25 protein-coding genes and 4 tRNA genes are annotated in these 23,582 nt (G+C 30.9%); 10 read left to right on the forward strand and 19 right to left on the reverse strand.

Annotated features, from left to right (window positions below):
• Positions 1-282: 282 nt before the first annotated feature.
• The 4 genes from GvMRE_RS14295 to GvMRE_RS01255 form a co-directional block, all read right to left on the reverse strand.
• Positions 283-405, reverse strand: coding sequence for a hypothetical protein (locus GvMRE_RS14295; RefSeq protein WP_281267936.1), 123 nt, complete (start codon positions 403-405; stop codon positions 283-285).
• A 314-nt stretch (positions 406-719) separates the two neighbouring features.
• Positions 720-1,058 (reverse strand): hypothetical protein, encoded by a 339-nt coding sequence (locus GvMRE_RS01245; protein WP_147409482.1) that lies wholly within the window; start codon positions 1,056-1,058, stop codon positions 720-722.
• A gap of 21 nt (positions 1,059-1,079) precedes the next feature.
• On the reverse strand, positions 1,080-1,874 hold the full coding sequence (locus GvMRE_RS01250) for a hypothetical protein (protein WP_147409483.1): 795 nt from the start codon (positions 1,872-1,874) through the stop codon (positions 1,080-1,082).
• Positions 1,875-1,889: 15 nt separating this feature from the next.
• Complete coding sequence (locus GvMRE_RS01255; RefSeq protein WP_147409484.1) at positions 1,890-2,915, reverse strand: hypothetical protein; 1,026 nt, start codon at positions 2,913-2,915, stop codon at positions 1,890-1,892.
• Between the two features lie 47 nt (positions 2,916-2,962).
• On the opposite strand from GvMRE_RS01255, the gene GvMRE_RS01260 reads away from it, so the two are divergent.
• From GvMRE_RS01260 to GvMRE_RS01270, 3 genes are all read left to right on the forward strand, one after another.
• Positions 2,963-3,037 (forward strand) — tRNA-Met (locus GvMRE_RS01260).
• Positions 3,038-3,147: 110 nt separating this feature from the next.
• Positions 3,148-4,299 carry a hypothetical protein gene (locus tag GvMRE_RS01265; protein ID WP_147409485.1) on the forward strand — a complete coding sequence of 384 codons (1,152 nt, stop codon included), beginning with the start codon at positions 3,148-3,150 and terminating at the stop codon, positions 4,297-4,299.
• Positions 4,300-4,316: 17 nt separating this feature from the next.
• On the forward strand, positions 4,317-5,381 hold the full coding sequence (locus tag GvMRE_RS01270; RefSeq protein ID WP_147409486.1) for a DUF2130 domain-containing protein: 1,065 nt from the start codon (positions 4,317-4,319) through the stop codon (positions 5,379-5,381).
• A 62-nt stretch (positions 5,382-5,443) separates the two neighbouring features.
• Here the strand turns inward: GvMRE_RS01270 and cysS are convergent, their stop codons facing one another.
• Together cysS and GvMRE_RS14090 are read right to left on the reverse strand one after the other, a co-directional pair.
• Positions 5,444-6,802: a cysteine--tRNA ligase gene (gene cysS, locus GvMRE_RS01275; protein WP_147409487.1), complete on the reverse strand. Its 1,359-nt coding sequence runs from the start codon at positions 6,800-6,802 to the stop codon at positions 5,444-5,446.
• A gap of 478 nt (positions 6,803-7,280) precedes the next feature.
• Positions 7,281-7,580 carry a hypothetical protein gene (locus tag GvMRE_RS14090; protein WP_147409488.1) on the reverse strand — a complete coding sequence of 100 codons (300 nt, stop codon included), beginning with the start codon at positions 7,578-7,580 and terminating at the stop codon, positions 7,281-7,283.
• A 174-nt stretch (positions 7,581-7,754) separates the two neighbouring features.
• Between GvMRE_RS14090 and rpsO the strand changes: the two genes are divergently transcribed.
• On the forward strand, positions 7,755-8,057 hold the full coding sequence (gene rpsO / locus GvMRE_RS01285; RefSeq protein ID WP_147409489.1) for a 30S ribosomal protein S15: 303 nt from the start codon (positions 7,755-7,757) through the stop codon (positions 8,055-8,057).
• A 12-nt stretch (positions 8,058-8,069) separates the two neighbouring features.
• A complete protein-coding gene (dnaJ, locus tag GvMRE_RS01290) occupies positions 8,070-9,239 on the forward strand; it encodes a molecular chaperone DnaJ (protein ID WP_147409490.1) in 1,170 nt (389 codons plus the stop codon).
• 20 nt (positions 9,240-9,259) lie between these two features.
• Here the strand turns inward: dnaJ and GvMRE_RS01295 are convergent, their stop codons facing one another.
• The 7 genes from GvMRE_RS01295 to pepF all read right to left on the reverse strand — a co-directional run bounded on the left by GvMRE_RS01295 (position 9,260) and on the right by pepF (position 19,048).
• Positions 9,260-9,829, reverse strand: coding sequence for a hypothetical protein (locus GvMRE_RS01295; protein WP_147409491.1), 570 nt, complete (start codon positions 9,827-9,829; stop codon positions 9,260-9,262).
• 1 nt (position 9,830) lies between these two features.
• Positions 9,831-12,479, reverse strand: a complete 2,649-nt coding sequence (locus GvMRE_RS01300; RefSeq protein ID WP_147409492.1) for a UvrD-helicase domain-containing protein — start codon at positions 12,477-12,479, stop codon at positions 9,831-9,833.
• A gap of 86 nt (positions 12,480-12,565) precedes the next feature.
• Positions 12,566-14,416 (reverse strand): ATP-binding cassette domain-containing protein, encoded by a 1,851-nt coding sequence (locus GvMRE_RS01305; protein ID WP_147409493.1) that lies wholly within the window; start codon positions 14,414-14,416, stop codon positions 12,566-12,568.
• A 54-nt stretch (positions 14,417-14,470) separates the two neighbouring features.
• Complete coding sequence (locus GvMRE_RS01310) at positions 14,471-14,899, reverse strand: ERF family protein (protein WP_147409494.1); 429 nt, start codon at positions 14,897-14,899, stop codon at positions 14,471-14,473.
• Between the two features lie 34 nt (positions 14,900-14,933).
• Positions 14,934-16,229 carry an elongation factor Tu gene (locus tag GvMRE_RS01315; protein ID WP_147409495.1) on the reverse strand — a complete coding sequence of 432 codons (1,296 nt, stop codon included), beginning with the start codon at positions 16,227-16,229 and terminating at the stop codon, positions 14,934-14,936.
• 164 nt (positions 16,230-16,393) lie between these two features.
• Complete coding sequence (locus GvMRE_RS01320; RefSeq protein ID WP_172575201.1) at positions 16,394-17,134, reverse strand: hypothetical protein; 741 nt, start codon at positions 17,132-17,134, stop codon at positions 16,394-16,396.
• A 108-nt stretch (positions 17,135-17,242) separates the two neighbouring features.
• Positions 17,243-19,048 carry an oligoendopeptidase F gene (gene pepF, locus GvMRE_RS01325; RefSeq protein ID WP_147409497.1) on the reverse strand — a complete coding sequence of 602 codons (1,806 nt, stop codon included), beginning with the start codon at positions 19,046-19,048 and terminating at the stop codon, positions 17,243-17,245.
• 21 nt (positions 19,049-19,069) lie between these two features.
• On the opposite strand from pepF, the gene GvMRE_RS01330 reads away from it, so the two are divergent.
• From GvMRE_RS01330 to GvMRE_RS01340, 3 genes are all read left to right on the forward strand, one after another.
• Positions 19,070-19,145, forward strand: a tRNA-Arg gene (locus tag GvMRE_RS01330).
• A 24-nt stretch (positions 19,146-19,169) separates the two neighbouring features.
• Positions 19,170-19,247 (forward strand) — tRNA-Val (locus tag GvMRE_RS01335).
• Positions 19,248-19,390: 143 nt separating this feature from the next.
• Positions 19,391-20,296 carry a hypothetical protein gene (locus GvMRE_RS01340; protein ID WP_147409498.1) on the forward strand — a complete coding sequence of 302 codons (906 nt, stop codon included), beginning with the start codon at positions 19,391-19,393 and terminating at the stop codon, positions 20,294-20,296.
• Positions 20,297-20,411: 115 nt separating this feature from the next.
• On the opposite strand, the gene GvMRE_RS01345 is transcribed toward GvMRE_RS01340, so the two are convergent.
• Positions 20,412-20,486, reverse strand: a tRNA-Ile gene (locus GvMRE_RS01345).
• A gap of 2 nt (positions 20,487-20,488) precedes the next feature.
• Positions 20,489-21,211: a YebC/PmpR family DNA-binding transcriptional regulator gene (locus GvMRE_RS01350; RefSeq protein WP_147409499.1), complete on the reverse strand. Its 723-nt coding sequence runs from the start codon at positions 21,209-21,211 to the stop codon at positions 20,489-20,491.
• A gap of 163 nt (positions 21,212-21,374) precedes the next feature.
• On the opposite strand from GvMRE_RS01350, the gene GvMRE_RS01355 reads away from it, so the two are divergent.
• Complete coding sequence (locus tag GvMRE_RS01355) at positions 21,375-21,626, forward strand: hypothetical protein (protein ID WP_147409500.1); 252 nt, start codon at positions 21,375-21,377, stop codon at positions 21,624-21,626.
• 197 nt (positions 21,627-21,823) lie between these two features.
• Here the strand turns inward: GvMRE_RS01355 and GvMRE_RS01360 are convergent, their stop codons facing one another.
• The 3 genes from GvMRE_RS01360 to GvMRE_RS14095 form a co-directional block, all read right to left on the reverse strand.
• Positions 21,824-22,153 carry a hypothetical protein gene (locus GvMRE_RS01360; protein ID WP_147409501.1) on the reverse strand — a complete coding sequence of 110 codons (330 nt, stop codon included), beginning with the start codon at positions 22,151-22,153 and terminating at the stop codon, positions 21,824-21,826.
• An 83-nt stretch (positions 22,154-22,236) separates the two neighbouring features.
• Positions 22,237-22,515: a type II toxin-antitoxin system RelE family toxin gene (locus tag GvMRE_RS01365; RefSeq protein WP_147409502.1), complete on the reverse strand. Its 279-nt coding sequence runs from the start codon at positions 22,513-22,515 to the stop codon at positions 22,237-22,239.
• Complete coding sequence (locus GvMRE_RS14095) at positions 22,508-22,822, reverse strand: hypothetical protein (protein ID WP_216361598.1); 315 nt, start codon at positions 22,820-22,822, stop codon at positions 22,508-22,510. Before GvMRE_RS14095 ends, GvMRE_RS01365 begins: the two co-directional genes overlap by 8 nt.
• A gap of 88 nt (positions 22,823-22,910) precedes the next feature.
• On the opposite strand from GvMRE_RS14095, the gene GvMRE_RS01375 reads away from it, so the two are divergent.
• Positions 22,911-23,117 (forward strand): hypothetical protein, encoded by a 207-nt coding sequence (locus GvMRE_RS01375; RefSeq protein WP_147409503.1) that lies wholly within the window; start codon positions 22,911-22,913, stop codon positions 23,115-23,117.
• Between the two features lie 5 nt (positions 23,118-23,122).
• Here the strand turns inward: GvMRE_RS01375 and GvMRE_RS01380 are convergent, their stop codons facing one another.
• Positions 23,123-23,581, reverse strand: a complete 459-nt coding sequence (locus GvMRE_RS01380) for a hypothetical protein (RefSeq protein ID WP_147409504.1) — start codon at positions 23,579-23,581, stop codon at positions 23,123-23,125.
• Position 23,582: the final 1 nt, after the last annotated feature.

A 23,582-nucleotide genomic window follows, 5' to 3' on the forward strand; every position in this document is an offset into this window, starting at 1 on the left:
TTCGCAAATTTTCAATAAATAAAGATTAGCAAAAGTAGAAAAAAGCACAAAACTAAAATAAATTAGTATTTTACATTTTAAACACTACAAAAGAAAATATTCAATTAAAATTTATATTTTAATTAAAAAAATAATTGCTAGCAGAAAAAGCAAAATTAACAGATAATCATACCATCTCAAATCTTTTAGTTTTAATAAGATAAGAAAACCTTAAACATGAAAAAATAACGAAAAGTAAAGAACCTGCAACCAAAAAGAATGGTATTAAAATTTCTCAATCCATTAAATTATTTTACAATCTTGTTTTTGTGGAACTGTGATTTGGGTTCTTAAAATTTGAAGAACTGTTTCTAACTCTTTTTGATTTTTAACTTGCCAAAAGTGGTTTTTGTTTTTCTTTGTCATTAGTGAATTTTTAAAAAGATAGCGAAGTTATTGATAGTTTTTGCCATTCATATTGTTAATGAGCGGCGAAAAAGAGTAGAAAAACGCAACTTTTTTTAATATTTACGTCGAATTAGGAGCCCGAGGAAGCGAGCGAGGGAATTGGCGACTGAAAAAGCCGAATTGGAGCGAAGCGACAACGACGAATTGAAGCAGGAAGAGAGAGTTCTTAGGAGGGTTGATTAATATGCTCCGAAATAAAAATTAACAAAAACCAAGCAAAAACAAACAAAAAAGGAAAAATAAAGGCACCTAATAATAGCCTTTCAACCCAATTAATTTTTTTTATTATTATTAACTGATATAGAATTATTTTCGACTTGAAATTTAGTTTTGCTCTTGTGCACAAATCTTTCAATTGAACGAAAAACACAAGCACAAGGATAACAAGTTTCTTTTAATTCTTTTTCTACTTCTTCTCAATCAATTTGATGTTTTTGAACTAATTTTTGGGTATAAATTTGCAGCGCTCTTAAAAATTCTTGCTGGTGAATTAAATTGTCTTCTAAATCAAATAATAATTTTTGCTGTTTTCTGGATTTTCTTTTTAGCCTTTGAATAGTTTCTTGATTGTTTTTTAGTTGTTGGAGAATTCTTGTAATTATCACTGTCATTATAAGAATTTTTACTGAATATTAATTTTCTGCCTTTTTATTTTTCTTTCAATAATACAAAATCAAGCCAATTAAAACTAAACCAGCAAGGAAAATGCTTCCAATTATAAGAATTGTTTTTGTAGTTTTTGGATGTTCCTTTTCAGGTGCGGGTTTGGTAGTTTTGGTTTCTTGCTCTTTGTTGTCTTGGTTTTCTTTTATTTCCTGTTTTTCGCTATTTTTTTGCAGTCAAAAGGAAAAGTTTTCTTTTTCAGAATCAGAAAGAGAATTAGCAATGGCTTCAAAAGTAGTTTTTCCGGCTTTGGCATTGCCATTAAACCGGCTTCCATCAATTTCATCGGTTTTTCCGCTTTGGATTACTTGCTGAGATTTACCAAAAATTCCTTGCATTTTTTCCAAATATTTTGGGTCGTCAATTTCGATTTCTCTTTTTCTGTTGTCTCGGTCATGTCGAGCTTTTTCGAAGCGACATTCTAGTATTTCGTGAAAATGAAACAAAGCACATTTTAATTCAACAGGAGCATTGTCAACATTAATTTTACTAGTGTCTAGTCATTTATAAAATTCTTTTTTGATTTCTTCACGAAACTCTAATGGTTGTTCGTCTAAATCTCCTTCAAAACCAATCATTAAAGAAGTTCCAAGAGGTCACAAAACCTTACTTTTTGATTCATAAATATCCTTTCGGGTAATAAAGGAGTCGTCTGTTTGTTTTCTTTGTTTCCAGTCAGGGTAATATTTGGCTACTTCAATATATTTTTCTAATCAAGTTATAGAACTTCGAATAAATTGAAAAAAATAAATTTTGTCATTCATGATAAGTTATTTTTTCTATTTTTCAGTAGAAAATATACCCTTTTTCTCTAAAAAATTGATTGATTTTAACAGCATTGGTTTTTCTATAATTAAATTTGCTTTGGCTGGATTTACTCCGTTTTTAATTAATTGTTCTCATTTTATTCAAGGCAATACAGGGATTTTTTTAGCAATTTTTTGGATATCTTTTTGGTTGATTTTAATGGGAGGAATGTTGCTTTCCGGTAAATAAAAATAGTCGGTTTTTTCTCGTTGGGGAATAGTGATTTGTTTTTTTTCATCAAATCCGAAAGTTTGGCTCAACGGAGGAGTTTTTTTTTCTTTTCATAATTGTTGATGTTTATTAGTTTCGTATTTTAGAACTCTTTCAATTGAGTTAAAAGAATTAAGATTTTTTACTTCATAGCGAGGAGTTTGGTAATCGTCAGCCAAATTTAAGGAAAAATTTAAGTCCACTCGTAATTGTCCCTTTTCCATTTTGGCTTCGGAAATGTCTAAATAACGCAAAAGATTTTGTAATTGTCGCAAAAAAAGCATTGTTTCTTCTGAATTATGAAAAATGGGCTCTGTAACCAATTCAATTAAAGGATTGCCCGCCCGATTAAAATCTAATTCAATTCCTTCTTCAGTATAAAAGGATTTGGCAGTATCTTCTTCTAATTGTAAATTTTTTAAAGGAATATTTTTAACTTCTCCATTAGGAGTAATTAAAGGCAAATAACCAGAATTCGCTAAAGTTTGCCGATATTGAGTAATTTGATATCCCTTTGGCAAATCATAGTAGTGATAAATTTTGCGGTCGAAAATAATTACTGGGCTAATTTTTGCTTGCAAAGCCAGAGCCAATTTCAGAGCCAACTCAATACATTCTGGATTAATAATTGGTAAAACTCCTAAATATCCTAATTCTCAAGGGCTAATTTGACTATTGGGAGCAACATTTTCAGTATAAGTATCAGTTCAATTAAAGATTTTTTTTTTGCTTTTAAGAGTAATATGAATTTCTAAACCGACTAATATTTGGCTTTTTTCTTTATTCATCTTTATAAGTAATTTTTTGCGGAACTAGTTAAAAATTAACTATATATCGCAGGGTGTTGAAGCGGTTATCATTTCGGGCTCATAATCCGGAGTCCTAGGTTCGAATCCTAGCCCTGCCACCAAAATTTCGTTACACGAGTAGTAGTTATGATGTGTTATCTAGAAGGCGCGGTTCAAGTTCTCTGAATACTAAGAATATGATTAATAGTAAAAATTTCTCTATATTTTTAGTTTGGTTTTGAGTGCCAGTTTTATCTGTAAAATATTAACATGAATAAAACCAGAAAGTAAAAAATTTGTTCTTTTTAAATTAGATAAAGAAAGCAAGTTATTAAGAAAATTAGATTCTGTCAAACTTCAGAGTGAAAGAAAAGATGTTCAAAGCATATTTGAAAACAACCTAGAATTAATATTTCCTAGTTGCATCCTTATAAAATCGGAATTTATTTTTCCCTATAAAATTGCCGAAAAAGATAAAAGAGTAGACACAGTGGCTTTTTTTGATGATAAAAAAAATGTAAAGACTTTTCTTTTGTTTGAATATAAAAAAGAAAGAACTGATAAGATAACTGTTCAAACCAGTGCTTATATTAAAAATTTAGTTGGTGGAAATGATATTATAAGCATTCAAAACAGATTTAGTTTGCTTACCCTTTTAAATAACAAATTGCTTGAAAATAATAAAAGACCAAGATTGTTTAATTTAAACGACATAAATTGAGAAAAAATAAAAGGGATTTGTGTCTCTCCTGAATATTATGATTACCAAATCGTTGGTCATCGTAGTCATCAAGAAAGTGAAGAAAAAATAATTTTAGTTAAACTAAACGTTTACGAAGAAAATATTTTTTGCATCGAAAGCCAAGATTTGCCAGAATGGCTAAAAATTGGCTCCAAATCTTCGGTTAACAAAACAACTAATGACGATAAAAAAGTTGAAAATGAAAATAAACAAGAAGAATTAGAATATTCTCGTAATGACCCAGAAACGCCCTTAGACTTGTTTGATGAAAGAGTGGAAAAAATTATACAATATGTTACTGATAACTTTTCTCAATTATTAAGAAGAGGGCAAAAAAAACCCTTGAGAAAAACAGGTTGTTATTATTTTTCTTATTTTTTGAAAGTTCTAAGAAAAGGCAAAAAAAGAGCCATCTTAACAGTTGCTCGAAGAGAAAGAACTTTACAATTGTATCTGAATCTGAAAAGTGATGAATTCAGCCAAAATCTCATAGAAAACTTTCACCTAAAAGAAACGTTTAGTCAACTTGGCTCTCCTGAAATGAATAGAAGAATGATTATAAAAGATAACGATGATTTCGAAAAATCGTTTGCTCTTTTGCAAGACTATATTCCTTATATTGATGAAAAGTTAGAAAAATAAAATTATATAAGTAAAATATGAATGAACAGCAATTAGAAAATTTAAATGAGGTGTCATTAAGCCAAAACAATATTAAACAAATAATCAAAAATTATAAACTTGTTTTTCCTTGCCCGCATTGTGAAAAGGAAATCAATGATGACCATTTTAATAAAGAACACCGGGTGATTAGTTACATTAGTGAACGAGTGAGGGAATTGATGGAAAAACATTTTCTTTCTCAGGAGAATGAATACCGAAAAAAATGACTAAAAGAGTTAGAAACTAATCATACTTACGAAACTCTTCCAGCAGTGAAGGAATTGAAAAAAAATTTAGAAACCCAAACTAAAAAAATTGCTGAATTACAATCTTTTGAATATATTGAAAAGTTAGAGTGGGTTCGTAAATTAAATGAAGAAAATAGCGAATTACGCAACCAAATCCAATTATTAATGATAAAAAGCCGAGCAGTTAAGAGAAAAGGAGAAGACTTTGAATACTATGTTTCTGGTGAATTAAATCGGGTTTTTTTTGGACGAGATCGAATAAATAAAATTAACCAAACTCAAACCGGCAAAAAAGCCGATTTTATCCAAGAAGTATTAACAGAAACAGAACCTAAAAAAATCGCTGGTAAAATCATTTATGAGGCCAAAGATACTGAAAAATGGAACGAGGAATGAGTACACAAATTAGATAAAGATATGATTAATTTTAAGGCTGACTTTGGGATTATTATTGCCGCTTGTGAGAATGGCGAGCCTTTGCGTTGTGTAGACCCCCGCAAAAAAATTTATGTTAGTGACGACACTAACTTCACTTATATTGCCAAGATAATGAGAGATACCATTATTCAAAGATATAATTTATTAGAAACAGTTAACAGTGATAAGGATAATAAAGAAAAAAGAATTAGGAGCCTTGATGAATGAGTAGACAATAAGTTGCCTCAATATCTTTCACGCTTGGAAAAAAAATTAGCAGATTTAAATAATAATACCGATAAAATTAGCAGAGCGGCTCAGAATTTAAAAGATTTGGAAACTGATATCCGCAAAATAGTTTTGGAAGAGATAAGAACTGAATTAAGCAATCTTTAATATTAAAAATCTTTTTAAAACCTCTAAAAGTTAACTAGTTTTTGCCAAGTCTTTAACTATTTTTAAATTATATCTTTTTCTTGTAATTGTTTTCTTATTTGGTCTGCTTCGGAAAATTGCTTGTTTTGACGAAGTTTTTGTCATTTATCAAGCAAATAGCAGATTTGTCAGTCATAGCTAACCAACTCAAATTTAAATCCTAAAATGTCTAAAATAAAGTAAAGAATGGCGGCTAATGATTTGATTATGCCTGTTGCTTTTTTTTCATCCAATTCTTTATTTAAACGACAAATTATTTCATCTAAATAATTAATCACCTTAATAGTGTTCAAATTATCGCCTAAAGCCTGAATGGTTTCTTGATACAATAGATTATTTTTGTTATTTTTTTGCTTATCAATATTTATTTTCTTCCAATAAAAGTATAATTTTAGTCTTTTCAGCAGATTTTTAGTTTTTTGAGCGTAATCTTGAGCCTGTTGGAGCAATTTTTCATTAAAATTGATCACTTGGTTATAGTGACTATTTAAAAAAAGATAACGGAGCACATTAGGGCCATACTTTTGGTAAAAATGCTTTGCTAAAATCACGTTTCCCAAAGATTTGGACATTTTTTCTTGGTCTCAATGCAAGTGCCCGATATGAAGTCAAATTTTACTTAGTTCTTGATTATTAGCGGCTAAATATTGAATTCTTTCGTTTTCATGATGAGGAAATAATAAGTCTTGTCCTCCACCATGAATGTCAATGGTTTTTCCAAATAATTCTTGAATAAAAACTACACATTCAGTATGTCAGCCTGGTCGACCATGTCCTCATGGTGAATATCAATTAGTTCCCTGATTAGTGTTTTTTCACAAAACAAAATCTTGGAAGGTTTCTTTATCAATTTTAATGATTTCTCGGGAATTTTGCCTGGTTTCTCCACTTTGTAATTTTTCGGCTTTTTGTTTAGAAAGTTGACCGTATTCAGAATTATTTTTCGTGCGAAATAAAATATTGTTTTCTTGCCGATAAGCATGCTTTTTTTTTATTAAATTATCAATAAATTTCTGAATTTGGGAAACATAATCAGTCACTTTTGGCGTGAAAGTAGGTTTAATAATATTGTAATTATAAAGATTTTGAAAGTAAACTTTAATATAATGTTGAGTAACTATTAATTCTGATTTTTTTTCTTTTTGGGCTTTTTGAATAATTTTATCGTCAATGTCCGTTAAATTGTGAACATACTTTACTCCGTAACCACAATGGAGCAAAAAGCGGTGTAAAACATCAAAAACAATTATCGGTCGAAGATTACCAATATGAATATGATCGTAAACTGTCGGGCCGCATAAATAAATGCTAACAGTTTGCTGAGGTTCAAGAGTTAGATAATCATTTTGATTAGTTAAAGAATTAAATAAATATAGTTTCATGAATAACTAGTTTTTGGTTTTTTATATAGATTTTTGCAAACAAATGTCTTAAAATACTTAAAAACACAACTTTAACATATATAGCCACATTTTTTAGTATTGCGCCAAGTAAAATTTATTTTTTTAATTCTTCTAAAAGAACAAAGAAAACAAAAATGATTAAAAATCTTATTATATTATGAAACTTTGGCTAGCAAATATTAAAGAGGGAGAATGAGATTGATACTTTAAGAAAGGATGACGAACAGTTTCAATTTTCTTATTCGTTGCTGGTGGTTTTTTGCTAATGTTGATAATGGTAATCATTATTGTAACAAACAAAGGAAAAGTCTAAACAAAAGTAAAAACTGTTAATTATGTTTGTAGTTTAGAAGAAAAACGTAGCACGTTTATTTATTTCAGTTCTCGCTGTTTTTTATCTAAGCAAAAGCGACAAATTTTTCCCTCGCGGGCAGTTTCAGCACCAAGTAAGTTATCTTTATACTTGATATAACAAACGCCACACTGAAAAGTTGATTCGTCTTTTTTTTAAGATTGCTGCTTCCTCTTCTTCTTGAGCGGGAAAAAAATCGCCCACAATTCCAGCCGCTAGAAAAGCAGTATCTACCGCTGTGAAAATAATCGTTGGGTAAACTCACCTAGAAGACCAACGATTGTGCCAATTGTTTACATATAAATAAGTGGAAAAGCAAAACCTGCTGGCATGAGAAAAGTTAGCCACGCACTGTTTTTGAAAGGCTTCTTTTTTTCTTTTTGGGACAAATCAATTAAACGTCAAATTCAAATACCGATACTAATAAGAAAGGACAAAAATCCAATAGTTAAAAGGATCATTCATTTTACACGAGGATAGTTGGTTGAGTTCCATCCATATTTAATATTTTTAGAGAACGATCATCAAAGAAAACAAGAAGTAAAAGAAAAGTTATAAGTAAAAATCTATTTATATACGATGAAAATTGCTGAATTAATTAAAAAATACCAACTACACGAGAAAGATACCGGCTCAACTGCGGTGCAAATAATTTTATTGAGCAAAGAAATTGAAAATTTAAGTTCTCACTTTGCTAAGAATAAAAAAGATAAAGGTGCTATAAGAGCACTTATTAAAAAAAATCAAAAGAGAGGCTATTCATTTTACAAATATTTAAAAAAAAATAGTCCAGAAACTTTTCAAAAATTACAAGGGGAACATAATCTAGCAGGGTTTTTAGGAATTAAGGAAAAAAAAGCAAGAACTTCTGCTAGAAAATAATATTAATAAGCCATGGGAGGAAAAAAAGATTATTATCAAGTCCTGGGAGTAGACAAAAATGCTTCGGAAGCCGAAATCAAAAAAGCTTATCATAAATTGGCTTTAAAATGACATCCTGATCGCTACGCAGGCAAAGAAAGCGAAAAAAAAGCCGCTGAGGAAAAATTTAAAGAAATTGGGGAAGCTTACAGCGTTCTTTCTGATAAAGAGAAGCGGCAAAACTATGACCACTATGGACATGCCGGAACTAAGGGTTTCCAAGCCGGCGGGGGGTTTGAAGGATTCGAAGGAAACGCTTCTTCTATTTTTAAAGATATATTTGATACTTTTTTTGGAAGGGAAAGTTATTCGCAAAGAACACACGCTTCTGCTAGCGAATGGGAGCCAAAAAAAGGAGAGGACATTTTGATTAAGTTCACTTTAAACTTTAAAGAGGCAGTTTTAGGCGTAACTCACCAAATAGTGCTTGAATTGGATAAGGCTTGTACGTATTGTAAGCAAACTGGTGCTTATTCCGATAAGCATATTTCTAAATGTTCGACTTGTAAAGGAAAAGGTATTGTTCAAGTGGTGCAAAAAACTTTTTTTGAAGATATTTACACTCGCACTACTTGTCCTAATTGTCAAGGTCGTGGACAATCAATTACTAAAAAATGTCCTTCTTGTTTAGGAAAAAAATTCACCAAAAAAAAAGAAACTGTTTCCATTAATATTCCCCAGGGTATTCAAGGCAAGCAACTACGAATGAGGAATGCAGGTAATGACGGCTTGTATGGAGCCGAAAAAGGAGATATTTACATTGAAATTGAAGTAAAAAAACATCGCTATTTCCAAAGGAAAGGAAATGATATTAATGTTGAACTTCCTATTTCTTTTTTAGATGCTGTTTTGGGCAACTATGTAGAAGTGATAACTCTTGAAGGCTTGGAAAAAATTCGGGTTCCAGCAGGCACGCAAAATAATGACTATTACATTTTAAAAAATAAAGGGTGTTATTTAGGCATTGGCAGCAGTTCCCGCGGAGATTTTTATATTTATTTTCAAGTAGTTATTCCCCGAAAACTTACTGAAGAAACCAAAGAAGTTTTAAAAAGAATCGAACAAGGAAGTGATTGAAATCCTAATCGTGATTTTATTGAAAGAAACAAAGATATTTTAAAAGAGAATTCCCACTCTAATTAGCATTCAATAAACGCCCTTAGTTAGTTTATTTCTTTTTTTAATTTTGGGCTAGCATGAAAGGAAATATGTTTTTTGCTGCCTTGCTTTTGTTCACTGCCACACTGATTACAATTTCTTATGTCTTGAACATTTTTTTTAAATTTTTGGCACTTGGCATAATCTTTAATGCCTTTTGATTCATTGCAACAGGAGGAGGATTGATGAGAATTAATTGCATCCTGGTGTTCCATGCAACGCTTTTTAATCACTTTTGATTTGGCTTTTAGGCTGAAATAACCATGCAAGATGACACCTCTTTTTTCCTTTAAATTCAGTTTTATCTCTTCCAAAAATTGGTCGATTATTGCTTGGATTTGTTTTTTCTGCTGTTGGTTAATTATTTCTTTTATTTCGCGTTCGAATCATCCTCAGTCAATTTTCAACCTGCTTTGAGGGTTTTTAACAAGTGATTGACGAAGGTTATCAAAATTATTCTTTGTAAATATTCTTACTTGTCGGACAATTTTTTTAATTAATTTATTTTGTTCGCTGTTTTGTTGGCTAATTTTTTCAATTAAGCCAGGTTTTGATTCAAAATTGTTTTTTTCCATTTTAGTAGTCATTTTTTACTTTTTCTCTATTAGTCATTTTCATTAGGCTCGGATTTGGCATTTTTAATTTCCTGCTTCGGAAAGCTTTTTCTTTTTCATAAATAAATTCATCAATCCTTTTTAAATTATAAGCATCTTCTCAAACTTTTCCGTGAACTTGGTCGTGGTGTACTACTAATAGTTCTTGGTCTTGCTTTTTAGTCAAAAAACCCTGGAAGTCATTAGCCAATTCCCCACTGGGAAAAGTAATTAAGTAAACAATTGTCTTTGAAGTTTCAAAATTGTTTGTTATTTTTTCCTTTCTTCAAATCTGCTGTTTTCAGATTTTTTCTTGATGAAAAGTGCCTTTTGGTGAATGATAAAAACTTTCGCTTCAATTTTTTACTTCAATAAAGTAAACGTTTTTGGCAGTTTCAGCATAAATATCAATTTGTAATTCTTCAATTTCTTTTCAATTCTTATTGAGTTTTTCAAATTTTAGTTTTTTGTGGTCAGTCAGTAATTTTCGTACTTCTGTTTCTCCCTTTTCACCAATCATTTCAGAAATAGAGGAGTAAGGAAAGAAAGGATGCGGATAATTAACATCATCTTCGCTTAGTAATGGCTGTTGAAGACCACTTGGCGCTAGTTCAATTAAATTGGGATCCAAATTGCGAATAAATCGGGAGCATTCTTTCGGACAACTGGCAGTTAAATATAACTCTTTTTTGGTACGGGTGATAGCGGTGTAGAATAAATTCACTTCTTCCCAAGCCCTGTCATTATTTTCATTCGGTAATATTTCCTCATCTACTGCTATCAGAAAAACATAATCAAATTCTAGTCCTTTGGCCTTATGAATAGTTGAAAGCACTGTTTTTCCGGTATTTTCTAAGTCCTTTTCTATTAGTTGTTTTTCAATTTGGATAATAAAATCGCTGACTTCTCCTTCATCTAAATTTTGGTTTTCTTCGCTCAAAAATCTTTCTTGCTCAAATTTATCTATTATTTGTTGAAGTTGAGGAATATTTCTTCAATTTATGCCTAAGTTGTTCAGAAAATCTTCAATAGACTTAAATTTGCTAATGGAAAATGATTTTTCTTTCAGTTCTTTCTTGATTTTATTGACAATATGTTTAATTGCTCGGCCAAAATCATCGCCTGCCATCGTGAAGTCATAATAATTAGTAGCAACAAATCAGTTTTTCAGTCAGTTTCCGGTTTCGTTTTTTCGATAAAGAATAGCCCGGGAGGTCGATTTATCCAAATTGTTAATTATAGAAAGGATAAAGTTAACTTGACTTTTTAATTTTTTGGCTTTTATTTCTTCTGATGCAAGGTCATTTTGCTTTTTTTGCAACTTTTTCTCCCTTTCTTGGGAGGAGAGTTCGAACCATTTTTCTTCTTTGGCGATCAATTCAATTTTTTTATTTAGAGAATTTTTTTCTTCAATGCTTAATTGATAATCTTTGTCTTTGCCAGAAAGAAAAATAACTGGTTTCTTTCCTCCGTTAGTTTGATTAGTGGTTAATTTTGGTTTGTAAGGCATAAATTTGCTGGTGAAATCATTCGCCATAGTAGCAACTTCTTGGGGAACCCGAAAACTGATAGCTATTTCCATTTGTATGCAGTGAGGAAATTCTTTTCGTAATAATTGAAAAACATCTTCGGTGGCTCCGGCAAAGGCCATAATGTTTTGTTTAGGGTCACCGACAAAAGTAAAATTAGTTTTTTTATGGCTAAATATTTTGGTAATCAAAGTTAATAAATTAAGTTTTAAATCTTGGCATTCATCAACTAGAATATAATCAAAAATAGGTCAATAGTGAGGTTTATCATTCTGTTTTTGCATAAAAAGAAGAACATTGTCAATCATGTCGTCAAAGCTCAATCAAACATTTTTTTCGTGGTCGGTTAAGCAAGCATTTTCTAATTCCTGATAGGCAGATAATTCATTCTCAGGAAAAAGTTTCTTGGCTGCGGTTAAAAATCCCGAATAATTAATAATCTCTCAATGATAGTAAGGATGATTTTCCCGAGTTACTTCTACTTCTTGACGAAAAATTGCTCATAGTTTTCTTTTGCTTTCTTTGGTTAGTTTCTCCGAAGTGATTTTATTCAATAAATAACTGAAAATTCGGCGTTTTCTGGCAATTACTTCTTTCACGGTTCATTGAATTTTTTCTTTGAGTTGGGGATGGTTAGGATTTTGGTAAATTAGGCTTAAATCTTTATTTCAAGCATTAGTTAAGATTTGAATTTTCTTTTTTTCTTTTAATTGTTTAGTAAATACTTGTTTAATTATTCAATAAGCCAGCGAATGAACAGTGCAAGCAAGAATTATCGGTCTTGTCCTACTTTCACACTCCCAACAATCAGTTTGTTTGCATAGTTCATGAATAAACTCAGGTAAAACAGTTTTCAATTGGCGATGAATTTTTTTTAATCCTTCTTCTTTCAATTTTCTTTTAATGGAGAGGCTAATGTTTCGACCAACTGCTAAAATAAGAATGAATTTTCTTTGCTTTTCATTTTGTTGATAAATAAACTTAACTCGATGACGCAAAATTTCGGTTTTGCCAGTTCCCGGGTCAGCATCAATCAATAAAATTTGTTTGTCTAAAGGATATTCAACGCAATCTTTCTGCTCCTTCGTTAATTCAATAGTCATTTTTAAATTTTCTTTATAAAGAGTTTTTATATAATGAGTTAAAAACAACAAAAAAAAGTTATAAAAAAGTCTTTGTTATTTTTTTCCTAGTAATTTTCTTTTTCCAATTTAATTAGTCTTTCTCCTGTGAATTGATAAACTTCATTTATGTACTGGAAAATATCATAATGATGGTCAATCACGATAACTGTTTTGTTTTTTAAGTGAGAAAAAATGTTAGCAAGAATCTTGGTTTTTAAATCTTTTTGGACATTGCTTAAAATTTCATCAAAAATATAAATGTCGTAATCTCGCACAAAAATACGCATGGTAGCAATTTGTTGTTTTTGTCCTTCGGAAAGATCGCTACCCTTCTCTTTCAGTTCCGTTTGGAAGCCTTGGGGCAGAGTTTCAATAAATTCTCAAATCTCGGCTTTCTTAGCAGCGTAAGTTAGTTGTTCTAGTTTTTCCTTAGTATGTTCATTTTCCGCCGAAGAATAAGGATAAAAAACATTCTCAGCAATCGACATTTGGAAAAACCCCGGTCGATTAGTTAAATAGCAAATTCGTTGGTGAAGAGTTTTCGTGTCAATGTCTTGGACATTCTTACCTGCAATGCTTATTTTTCCTTCTTGTAGGTCGTAAAGTTTTAGTAAAGTTTTAGTAACTGTGCTTTTGCCAATACCATTTTTCCCCGCAATTCCATAACTTTTTCCTTGGTGGAAACAAAAAGTAAAATTTCGTAAAATGGTGTTATTTAGTCGAGCAGGATAAGCAAAAACTACTTTTTCAAAAGCAATGTCGCCATTTTCAAAAGGTAAATTAGCAGGAAGTACTTTTTTTTCTTCATGAAGAGTTCTCATGCTTTCCATTACTAAGGATAAATCCCCAGAAAGGTCGTCCAAACTCGCACTTGCTTGAACTATTTTTTCTACCTCGCCTCGCAAGTCAGAAACAGTAATGTAAATTAGAACAAAAGTAATAAAGAAAAAAAGTTGGTTTTCGGCGGGACTAGGAACTAGCCAAAAAGTAGAAAGCCCCGAGAGCACAATAAAGAAAATATTAATATTTGGCATTAAGATAAATTGAGGAATTGCTTGAAAAAACACGCTTCACAAAAGAGATTTTTTGTTTTTTTGAAAATTGCGGTCCAGTAATTTATTTAATTTTTTTTGTTCGTAATTTTCTCCTGAAGTGGTTTTAATATACTCTAAATTGTTAATCCTTTCAAAAATATGGCGATTTTCTTTTTCATAGCGATGTTTTTTTGCAATATTTAATTTTGTGGCTCGTTTGAAAAGAAAATATTGAATGGCAAAAGTAATCGCAAAAAGAAACAAAACCACTAAAGTAAACCGCAAAGGAAAACCATAGTTCCTCGTTCGAGCAATAAAATCAAAAGTACAAAGAAAAATTATGGAAGTAAAAACATAAAATCCACGATTGACAATAAACCAAGTATCCCGAGCCACCCGGTCTAAAAGAGTAAATTGGGTAAATAAGTTTCGAGAAACTTGAGAAGAATGAGGATATTTAGCTTGGACGAAATGGTGAAATAAATCTTTGGTTAAGTCATTTTCTACCCGCTCGTAAGAATAATTCATCCAATAATAATGCAAAAGGGAAAATATTCCTTTGCCAACAATCGATAAGAAAAGAAAAGATAAAAAAAATCCCCAAAAACCTATCCCTTCGCCAAAACGACCAAAAGGAAAGAAACTAAAACTAAATCCTTTATAATCCAGGATAGATATTTCTGACCTCTCTGCAAATGCTTCTTTCAGATTCAAGCGAATATTAAAGTTAATTATAGCAGTGATAATAGCCAAAAAAACGTTAAAGAGAAATAAACTAAGATTATTTTTGACGATATTAAGGAAAACTAGTCAGAGAAGTTTGAACTTACTTTTTTTTTTTTGCTGAATAACTGTGGGCGTAAAAATGGCAGCCTGAGGCATAATTAGTATTATTAACTTATTTTACTTCTTTTAGTTGGTTAATTAGCAAAAAACTTACTTGGCAGCCCCTCATTTGTCAGGGTCAATGTCTTCAGTATCTGGCAAAAGGAAGAATTTGCTGAGGAAATATTTGATAGCATAAGTATCAGCTGCTCCTTTAGCTTTTGCTAAATCAATATTTTGCCCGCAAGCCCAAAACTCTTCAATTATCTTCTCTTCCGGCTTATCAATATCAATTATTTCCATTTTTTTGGTATATTTTACCACGTGTTCTTTTTCAATTTTTTCATGAATAAATCCTTGTTCTTTACTGTCACTAAACAATAAAATTAATCTTTTTTCTTTTAATAAAGGTCTTAATTTAGTTAATATTTGAGATTCGGTAAAATAACGATAATTTTGAAATTTATTAAATTCAGTTCGTACTAGTTTAGCCATTTTGGGGTCCTGCTGAACTGCAAACACTTTTTGGTAAATATTCATAAAATCACTTTTTTATATAAATAATTTTGGCTAATTACTTAATAATTTTAGTAACTTTTCCTTCGGCAACAAGTTTTCCACCTTCACGAACAACGAAGTTATCATTATTTTCAAGAGCTAATGGTGCAATTAATTCTACTATGAAATCTACAGTGTCACCTGGCATTACCATTTCCACTGATTCTCCTGTTTGAGGGTTTTTTGGCGAAGAAATGCTGCCAGTAACATCAGCGGTGCGAAAATAGAACTGGGGGCGATATTCCTTACCACTTTTTGTTTTTTTGCTCTCCCTTTCACTTCCACCAAAAGGAGTATGACGTCCTCCTTCCTCTTTAGTAAGAATATAGGCAGTTGCTTCAAATTTGGTATGCGGTTTAATGCTTCCTAGTGCTGCTAACACTTGACCTCTGGTAATTTCTTCAAGACTATCAATTCCTAAAAGAACTGCAATATCATCACCAGGGATAATTTCATCTTTTTTTTGATGATTTGATTGAATCTCTTTAACTTTTGTTTCAATAATCGGCAAAACATTTTTTCCCTGTGGTAAACCCACAATTTCCACTTTATCATTTGTTTTTAATACTCCTCGTTCAGGTCTACCAGTTACTACTGATCCACGACCACTTTTGGTAAATTTGTCCTCAATCGACATTAAAAAAGGTTTAGAGATATCACGAATTGGGTTGGGAATATATTCGTCAATAACATTTAGCAATTCTTTAATTTTTTTCTCACCAATTTCAGGGTTTTTTTCATCTAAGGCACATTTGGCTGAACCCTCAATAATAGGAGTTTTTTCACCATTAAATCCATATTTGGTTAAATAGTCACGGATCTCCATTTCCACTAATTTAATAATAGATGGATCTTCAACAGCATCTACCTTGTTAATAAAGACTACTAAATATTTAATTCCGGTTCGATTAGCTAAGCGTAAATGTTCCTTAGTCTGCTTCATTACCCCATCAGTAGCAGCGACAACTAAAATAGCTCCATCAGTTTGGGAGATTCCGGTAATCATGTTTTTTATATAATCAGCGTGTCCAGGGCAATCAATTAGAGAATAATCTCTCCCAAGGATTTTGATAGTTTTCTTATCATGTGTTTCAATAGTTCTATCCTCAGTTTCAAATGGGATATGAGTAGCATTAATGGTAATTTTCCTTTCCCTTTCTTCGGGAGCACGGTCAATTTCTCCATAATCTTTAAACTTGGCCAGCCCCTTACCTGCTAAATATTTAGTAATTGCTGCACTTAAAGTAGTTTTTCCATGATCAACGTGACCAATTGTAGTGATGTTAACATGGTCTTTTCCCATTCTTGCCATTATTAAAAGGTAGTTCCTTTCATTCTTCGCTTTGCAATCTTATTCATATATTATTATTTTTATCTTGTCCGTAAAAAAAACTAGCATTTTCTTTTAACTGGCAGAATATTATCTCACTGAAAAATAGTTAAATTTTTTTAGTTTGAAATTGTGTTTAATAAATTCTATTTTCCTGCTACTTTTCTTTTTCTCATTATTATTGTAATTGTTGCTATTGCTAGAATAATTGGCAAAGAAATTAAAAGAACTATTTTTCAAGGAAATTCTTTATCAGAAGTAGAAAAATTGCTATTTTGTGCCTGTTTTTCCGGATGGTTCACATTGCTTTTTTCTTTTTCTGAAACTTGTTCTTTTGAAGGTTCCGATTTGCCTTGAATAATTTGCTTGAAAGTTTGCTTCCCTTTTTCCGCGTTGCCATTAAATTTACTTGCCAGATTAATTTCGTTTCAATTTTTGCCTTCAAAATTTTTTTCTTCATCATTCAACTTTTCCACATTTTCATAGATAGTCCCCAATCCTTTAGCCATTTCCTCTTGTCATTTTTCAGGGCTCCATTTTGCGAGTTCTTTGTCACTTTCTTCAATCTGTCTTTTGGCAAATTCTTCTCCCCGACCTTCTAAAACTTCGTGAAAGTCAAACAACATATTTTTTAACTCTGGTGGACAATTAGCAGAATTAATTTTAGTGCTGTCAATTCATTTGTAAAATTCCTTTCTTAATTCTTCTCTGGTTTCTGGCAAACCTTCTTTATTTCTGTTTCCTCTTAACATTACTCTAAATCCAAATAAATTAGCCATGGCTCCTCCTTTAACTTTTTCTGGACTGTCGCTTTGTCAAAGTTTTTCCCAACCTTTTCAATAAGGCTTCATTTGAATTTGTATTTTAGGAATATTCTTTTTTTCCATAAAAATTTCATAAAAAGTTATGGTGTCCTCAAAAGTGTCTACAATCATTTTTCGCTCATGGGCAGATAGTATTTTTTTGTTTTGCATATATATATATATATATATATATTATAATGCTTCATTCAACGTTTTACATCATTTTTTTAATTCTTTAATCATTTCTTTTAAGTTATTTAATAGTGGTTGATAAATGTTGATGGTGTTTAAATTAATGCTAATATCCTGTAAAATGTCCAAAGGGTCTTTGTGTCCTCCGGCTTTTAAGAATTTTAATAAATTAGTAATATTATTTTCTTTGATTTCTTGGTATAATTTAAAAGAAACTGTAATTGCCACAGCGTATTTATAAACATAATAAGGAGAATGAAAAAAATGGGAAATTCGTGGTCAAGCATAAAATTTTTTGTTTGGGTCTTTTTTATCTAAAATGTCAGCACCAAACTCTTCATTGATTTTTTGAAATAAATCAGCCAAGAGGTCAGCATTAAGGGGTATGCCTCTTTCTACCATTTGGTGGGATTCTCATTCAAATTTGGCAAACTGAATTTGGCGAAAGAAAGTGCCCACAATTTCTTCAATCCGACTTTGAAGCAAGTAAATTTTTTCTTCTTTGGTTTGGCTGTTTTGATAAAGATAATCAAAGAGCAAATGTTCATTAAGGGTAGAAGCCACTTCGGCTAAAATAATAGGATAACTAGCATTAGGATAAGGTTGATTTTCCTCAGCAAATAAAGTGTGAACAGAATGACCCAGTTCGTGAATCAAGGTATTAACTGAATTTAAAGTATCGTCTCAATTCATTAAAATAATGGGTTCAACTCCGTTCCCTCCGGAAGAATAAGCACCATCACGCTTGTTAGTGTCTTCGTAGTAGTCAATTCTTCCGGGTTGGAGTGCTAAATTTAATTTTTCTTGGTATTCTGGACCCAAAATTTGGAGCACTTTCTTTATCAAAACAACAGCCTCTTCAACAGTAAATTTCCTTTGGTATTGAGAAATTATTTTTAAACTATTATCAGTAGCATAAAAATTTGTTAGGTCAAAGAATTTTTTTTTGATTTGGAGAAACTCGCGATAAAGTTTAGCATTTTCTTGTCCCGCTTGGATTAAAGTTGCATAAACTTCATTAGGAATGTTGTTCCCGATTAATCCCATTTCTAAAGTGGATTGGTAACCACGAAGGGACAATTCTTCTACACTTGTTCGCAAAATTCCTTCATAAATCTTGGCAAAAGAGTGTTTTTTGTTGCTAAGATAAGCAACTCATTTTTGGCTAACTTCATAACGAAAATCTTGGTCTTCTTTTGGTTGCGATTTTTCCATAATTTCGGTATACAAAGCTAAAGTTAATTTTTGCTTTTGTCCTTGGTAATCAACGAAAACTGGTTGTCGGTCAGCATAAGCCAAAGTGTCATAAAGTTCAGTAGCAATATGTCGGGAAATGCTTACTTGGCTCAATAATTTTTCTTTGTCTTCAGGCAAAATATATTTGGCTAAGCGAAAAAATAATTCAAATTTATGTTGATAAGATTGTAAGTCTTTATTTTGTTTAATTCATTTGGTAATAGTTAATGCCCCGATTTTCTTTAATTCAGGGTCAATTCAAGACAAGGAAGTATTAATTTCTTGGCATTTATTAGTATATAGTGTATTTAGTTTTTGAAAATCCAAGTTGGTTAAATCTAAATCAGCGTAATGTAAATATTGGCCTAATTTGGTTAATTGAAAAGTTAGTTCTTTTTCCCATTGAAGATATTGTCGAAAGTTCTCTAATTCGTTGAGTTTTCCCCGAAGACTTGCTAATTTTTGGATAATTTGGTTGAGATTATTTAATTGTTTTTCTCATTCTTGCTGGTGAGGAAAAAGATGAATAAAATTTCATTTATATTGGCTGTTTGCTGTTTTTCTTTGCATTTACTTAAAATTTTACTATGAACCCACGTGGCTTAATGGATAGAGCAGATGCCTTCTAAGCATCAGATTGGGAGTTCGATTCTCTCCGTGGGTGCCATTTGTAATTAAAAATAATAAGTATGGGGTCTTAGTCTTAGTTGGTTAAAGCGCCTGTCCTACAAACAGGAGACCGGCGGTTCGAGTCCGCCAGACCCTACCATAAAATTTAAAAAAAACAGAAAAATTTTTACGCTTCATATATTATAATTGTTCTTATCAAAGATAAAAAATATTGGCATCTTGTTTATATTTCAGATTTTTTTATTTAATGATTTTATTTCGCAAAAAGTTTAATATAAACTCATGAAAGACAAAACAATTTGCGAAGTCATAGAAGAAACTATAACCAAAACTAACTGTCCCCAATGTCAAACTATCCTAAAATCTCGTTGACTTGTCCAAGAAGAACAAGAAAAATTAACTTTTGATTTTTCCGACCCACAATTTAGAGATGGTTCGGAGTTAAGCCAAGTAGAAGTTTATTTTTGTCCTAATTGTGCTTGGCAAAGTCCAAGTTTGTTAATTAAAGCCGAATACGAAAATATTTCTGCCAGCGAAGAAAAACAAAAATACCAAAAAGAGCGTGAGTTGGTGGAAAAAATTGCTACTTTTTTACTAACGCAAAAAGATATCAAAATAAGATTTGTAAAAAGTATTATTTTTGAGAATGAAAAGAAAATGGGAAGAACATTTTTATTTAAAATTCCTGAATTGAACAGAGAAATTAGTTGCGTTTGTTTATTTATCGAAGAAATTGTCAATAAAGATAAAACTCAGCCAGGTTTGTTTTGCGATGTTTTGGCTCATGAATTAGCCCATGCAGAAGTATTTAAAAATCCTCAACACAACCCCAAAGAAAACCATCGTGATTGTTCTTGTCGAAAACCAGACTTTTTTTTTAATCCTCATACGGGGAACGAACATGATAAGATTTGACATGACAAATATGATGAATTTCGGGAAAGAATTAAAAATGAAAAATTAGCAAAAGGTTCCGATTATGAAACTTATGGCATAGATTTTCAATACGGCAAAATAGAAAAAAGCGAAAATATTGTTTCTTCTGATGAGGATAAAGAAAGAATCCTAGCAACCACCCAAGATGATAAATCAATAAAAACAATTCTAATAATTGGCGGGATTTTCCTCGCTCTGGTATTTTTCACTGTCCTGTTTTATTTCTTAATTAAAAAACGGAAAAATAGATAAATATTCCCATGATGAGAATTATTAAATATGATGACTTAATACATCATAATGCGTTAATATTATTATTTTTTTTCACTAACTAAATTACAAAATTACTTGTAAATTACTTTAAATATGGTAGGGCTGGGTGGAATCGAACCACCCTCTCACCATTATCAACGGTGAATTCTAGCCGATAAACTACAGCCCCGTTTAATTTTTATATATATTGGTTATGAAATTAAAACTATCCTGATTTTGTTGTAACTTTTGTTTTAATTTTTGTACATATTCTTTGGCTTCTTGGCTAACTATTTCTTGAAAAATTAGTGGTTGCCAAATCTTTTTTTTGCTTTTGATAAAACAATAAGTGTCTCCAAAAAGGCAATTTTCTATTGTTTCACCAGTTTCTTTTTCTGTAAAGATAATTTTTACTTGTTCACTGCTTATTCCTATTTGTTCAATGTCATTGATTATTTCAGAAGGTAAGGTTATTAACAAATATTCTTCCAATTTAACAGTCTTGCTCCTCCTTTCTAATTCTCAAAGGTTAACTTTGCGAAAATAGTAAAGTAAATTATTTTTGTCTATTTCTTTTCATCTTAGTTCTTTGCTTAAAGAATTAATAGTCTCTATTTTTTTTTCTTCGTCTTTTCCTTCACAATAAAGAATAATTTCAAAAGGAGCTTGATATAGTTTGCCAAAATTATCGTCAATCTTGTTTTTTTTTTGTTTTCACTTTTCCCAGATTTTATACACCTTTTCTTTGGGAAAACTTTGCTCGCGAGCAAGAATTAAGGCTTTTTCAGAAATTTCTCCCTCTTTACGAATCAAAAGTTCAATTTCCTTCCTTACCCTTTGGTGTCCTTGACTACGAACCTGAGCTTGGCGATCTTTTCTTCATTTAACATTTGCTGAGTGGGAGTGTCCTGCCATTTTGTATAAATTTATTTTTAATGAAGTTTTTTAAATTTGGTAAAGAAGAAGAAAACAATATTATCTGAACACGTTTTCTAAATTATGCGAACTACCCACCACTTATAAAAGGGGAGTATTCTTGCTAGGGTTTAGATAAAAATGAGTTAAAATAATAACTATTATGAGTGACTATCAAGAAATTAGAAATTATTTTAAAGAGGTAAAAGAAATGTATAAAAAGCATTATGAAATTTATTATGAAGCGAAAAAAGTTTGAGAAAGTTTCTTAGAAGGTTTTTCAAGAGGTTATATTAACATTATGCGTTTTAATGTCCGCTTTTTTTGATTAGCAAAATTTCAACTTCTTAAAACAACAATTCCTAACTCTTTTTCGCATTGCTATAAAATCATGGGTGGTGGGGTTTGCTCCTAGCCTTTCCCATTTCCAACTAGGATATATCCGTTTTCGAAGTTTCCTCAAGTTATCATCACTTTCATTACTTTTAGCAAATCATAAGACTTTCTTTTGTCATTCCTTTTCCTTTCTCCGTCAAAGCTTTCTCAACATTCATCTAGAGCATAAAGAGATTTTAAAGGCAGTAGCCAAGAATTTTCATAATAATAAACTGTTTAACTTTTTTTACATCTTGCTCGGTAAATTGTTTGGCGACCCTCTTGTGAGTAATGCCAACTCTTTAAAGTTCGAGAAATAGTAGATTGATTTACTTTTATACCTGTTTGCTGGTAAAGATAATCAACTGCTTCTCTTTGAGTTTTTATTCTGTTGCTTAAAATACGAAAGCGTAAAGATACTGAATCACGAGTTGGGATTTTGGGTTTCCTTCCTAGTTTGATAAAAGAGTTTAACTTGTCTCAACGGCGAATAGTTCTTTCGTCTATTCCAAAGGCAAGGGCTAATTGTTTTTGAGCAGGTTTTTTTAGTTTGGTCTGTTTTTTCATAATATATACAAAGTATATATTAATTTTAGCAAGATAGTTGAAAATAAAGATTGAAAGAACATTTTTGTTTTCTCGTATAATACCTAAAATTTTCTACCCAATTTTCGATAAATATCTTTTCGTAAACCAGCCTCGACTACGGTAATTATTAGCCTAGTTTTTAATACTTGGTAAATAACTCGATACTTATCAAAACAACGATACTTTCACAATCCCTTAAAATTATCACCTTTCAAAGGCTTGCCAAGTCCAGTAGGATTTTTAACTAAATGAGTTTCTACCCTATCCTTAATCTTTTTTCCTGCTAAGCCAATTTCGGCTAAACCTTCCAAGGCTTCATCTTTCCACTCTACTTTATACATTCTTGAAAGTTGATTTGGTTATGCCTTTCATAGTTCGTAATTCTTTTAACCTTTTATCAGCTTCTTCCGAAGTATAAGTTCTACTTTTGCTTTTTAATCTTTCTAGACCTATTTCTAAATCTTCTAAATCTTCCAAGTATCTATACAAAGCCTCCCGAACATAGTAATCTTTGGTCTTTTTAGTGGTCTCTTCCAAAAAAAATAGGTGTTCGACTCATTCTTTGGGTAACTTGACAGTTAAACTTATTTCCTTTTTTAATTCTCTTCTTGAATTATGTTCTTTTTGTGTTATATTCTTGTTATTCATACTACTAAAATCTTTTTTTTCTTGCTTTTATAATTTTATACCAAATTTTAGTTTTGGCTTTACATTATATATTTAATTTTTAGCAATTTTGAGAATTGTAATAGCGAAAAATCAGCAACAGTTAAAGAGCAATGAAAAGCAATTAGAGATTAGCCAGGTCAAACAAAAACAGTTAATGGAGAATAAAAACTACTGAAAAATGGCTACTTTTAGCCTTTTATTTATTCTTTTCTTTGGATTAATTATTATTGTTTATATTCTTTTGAAAAAAGTAAACGAGAAGAAAAAAAACTAAATTAATTATGCTGGCAATCAATTTTTTTTGGCTATTTTAGTCCAATAAATATAAAAACATAAAAGAGTATTTTTTTCGTCGTGAGTGAGTAATTTGTCTCGAAAGTAATATTTTCTTTTTTCGTATTTGAGACCTAGTATTTTGTCTTGCTTAATTTTTACTTCTACTCATTTAGTATATTTATCCACAATTGCTTGACGATTAATTTGTTTTTCGTGACAAAGTAACTCGATTATAGCGATTACTTTTAAAAGATTTTTAAAATGATAATTAGCAAATTTAAGAAAACTAACATTTTCGTAAATAATTACTTCTGGTTTTTCTTTTTTGATTAACTTTTGAATAAATTCAGCGTGGTTTAATCAGTCTTTATCAGTAAAACTACGAAACTCATATTTATTTCAATCAGAAAATAAAAAACAGGAAGTGGTGCTGGTGCCACTAGGGTCAATACTTATAATCATT

The sequence above is a fragment of the endosymbiont GvMRE of Glomus versiforme genome (assembly GCF_003546845.1).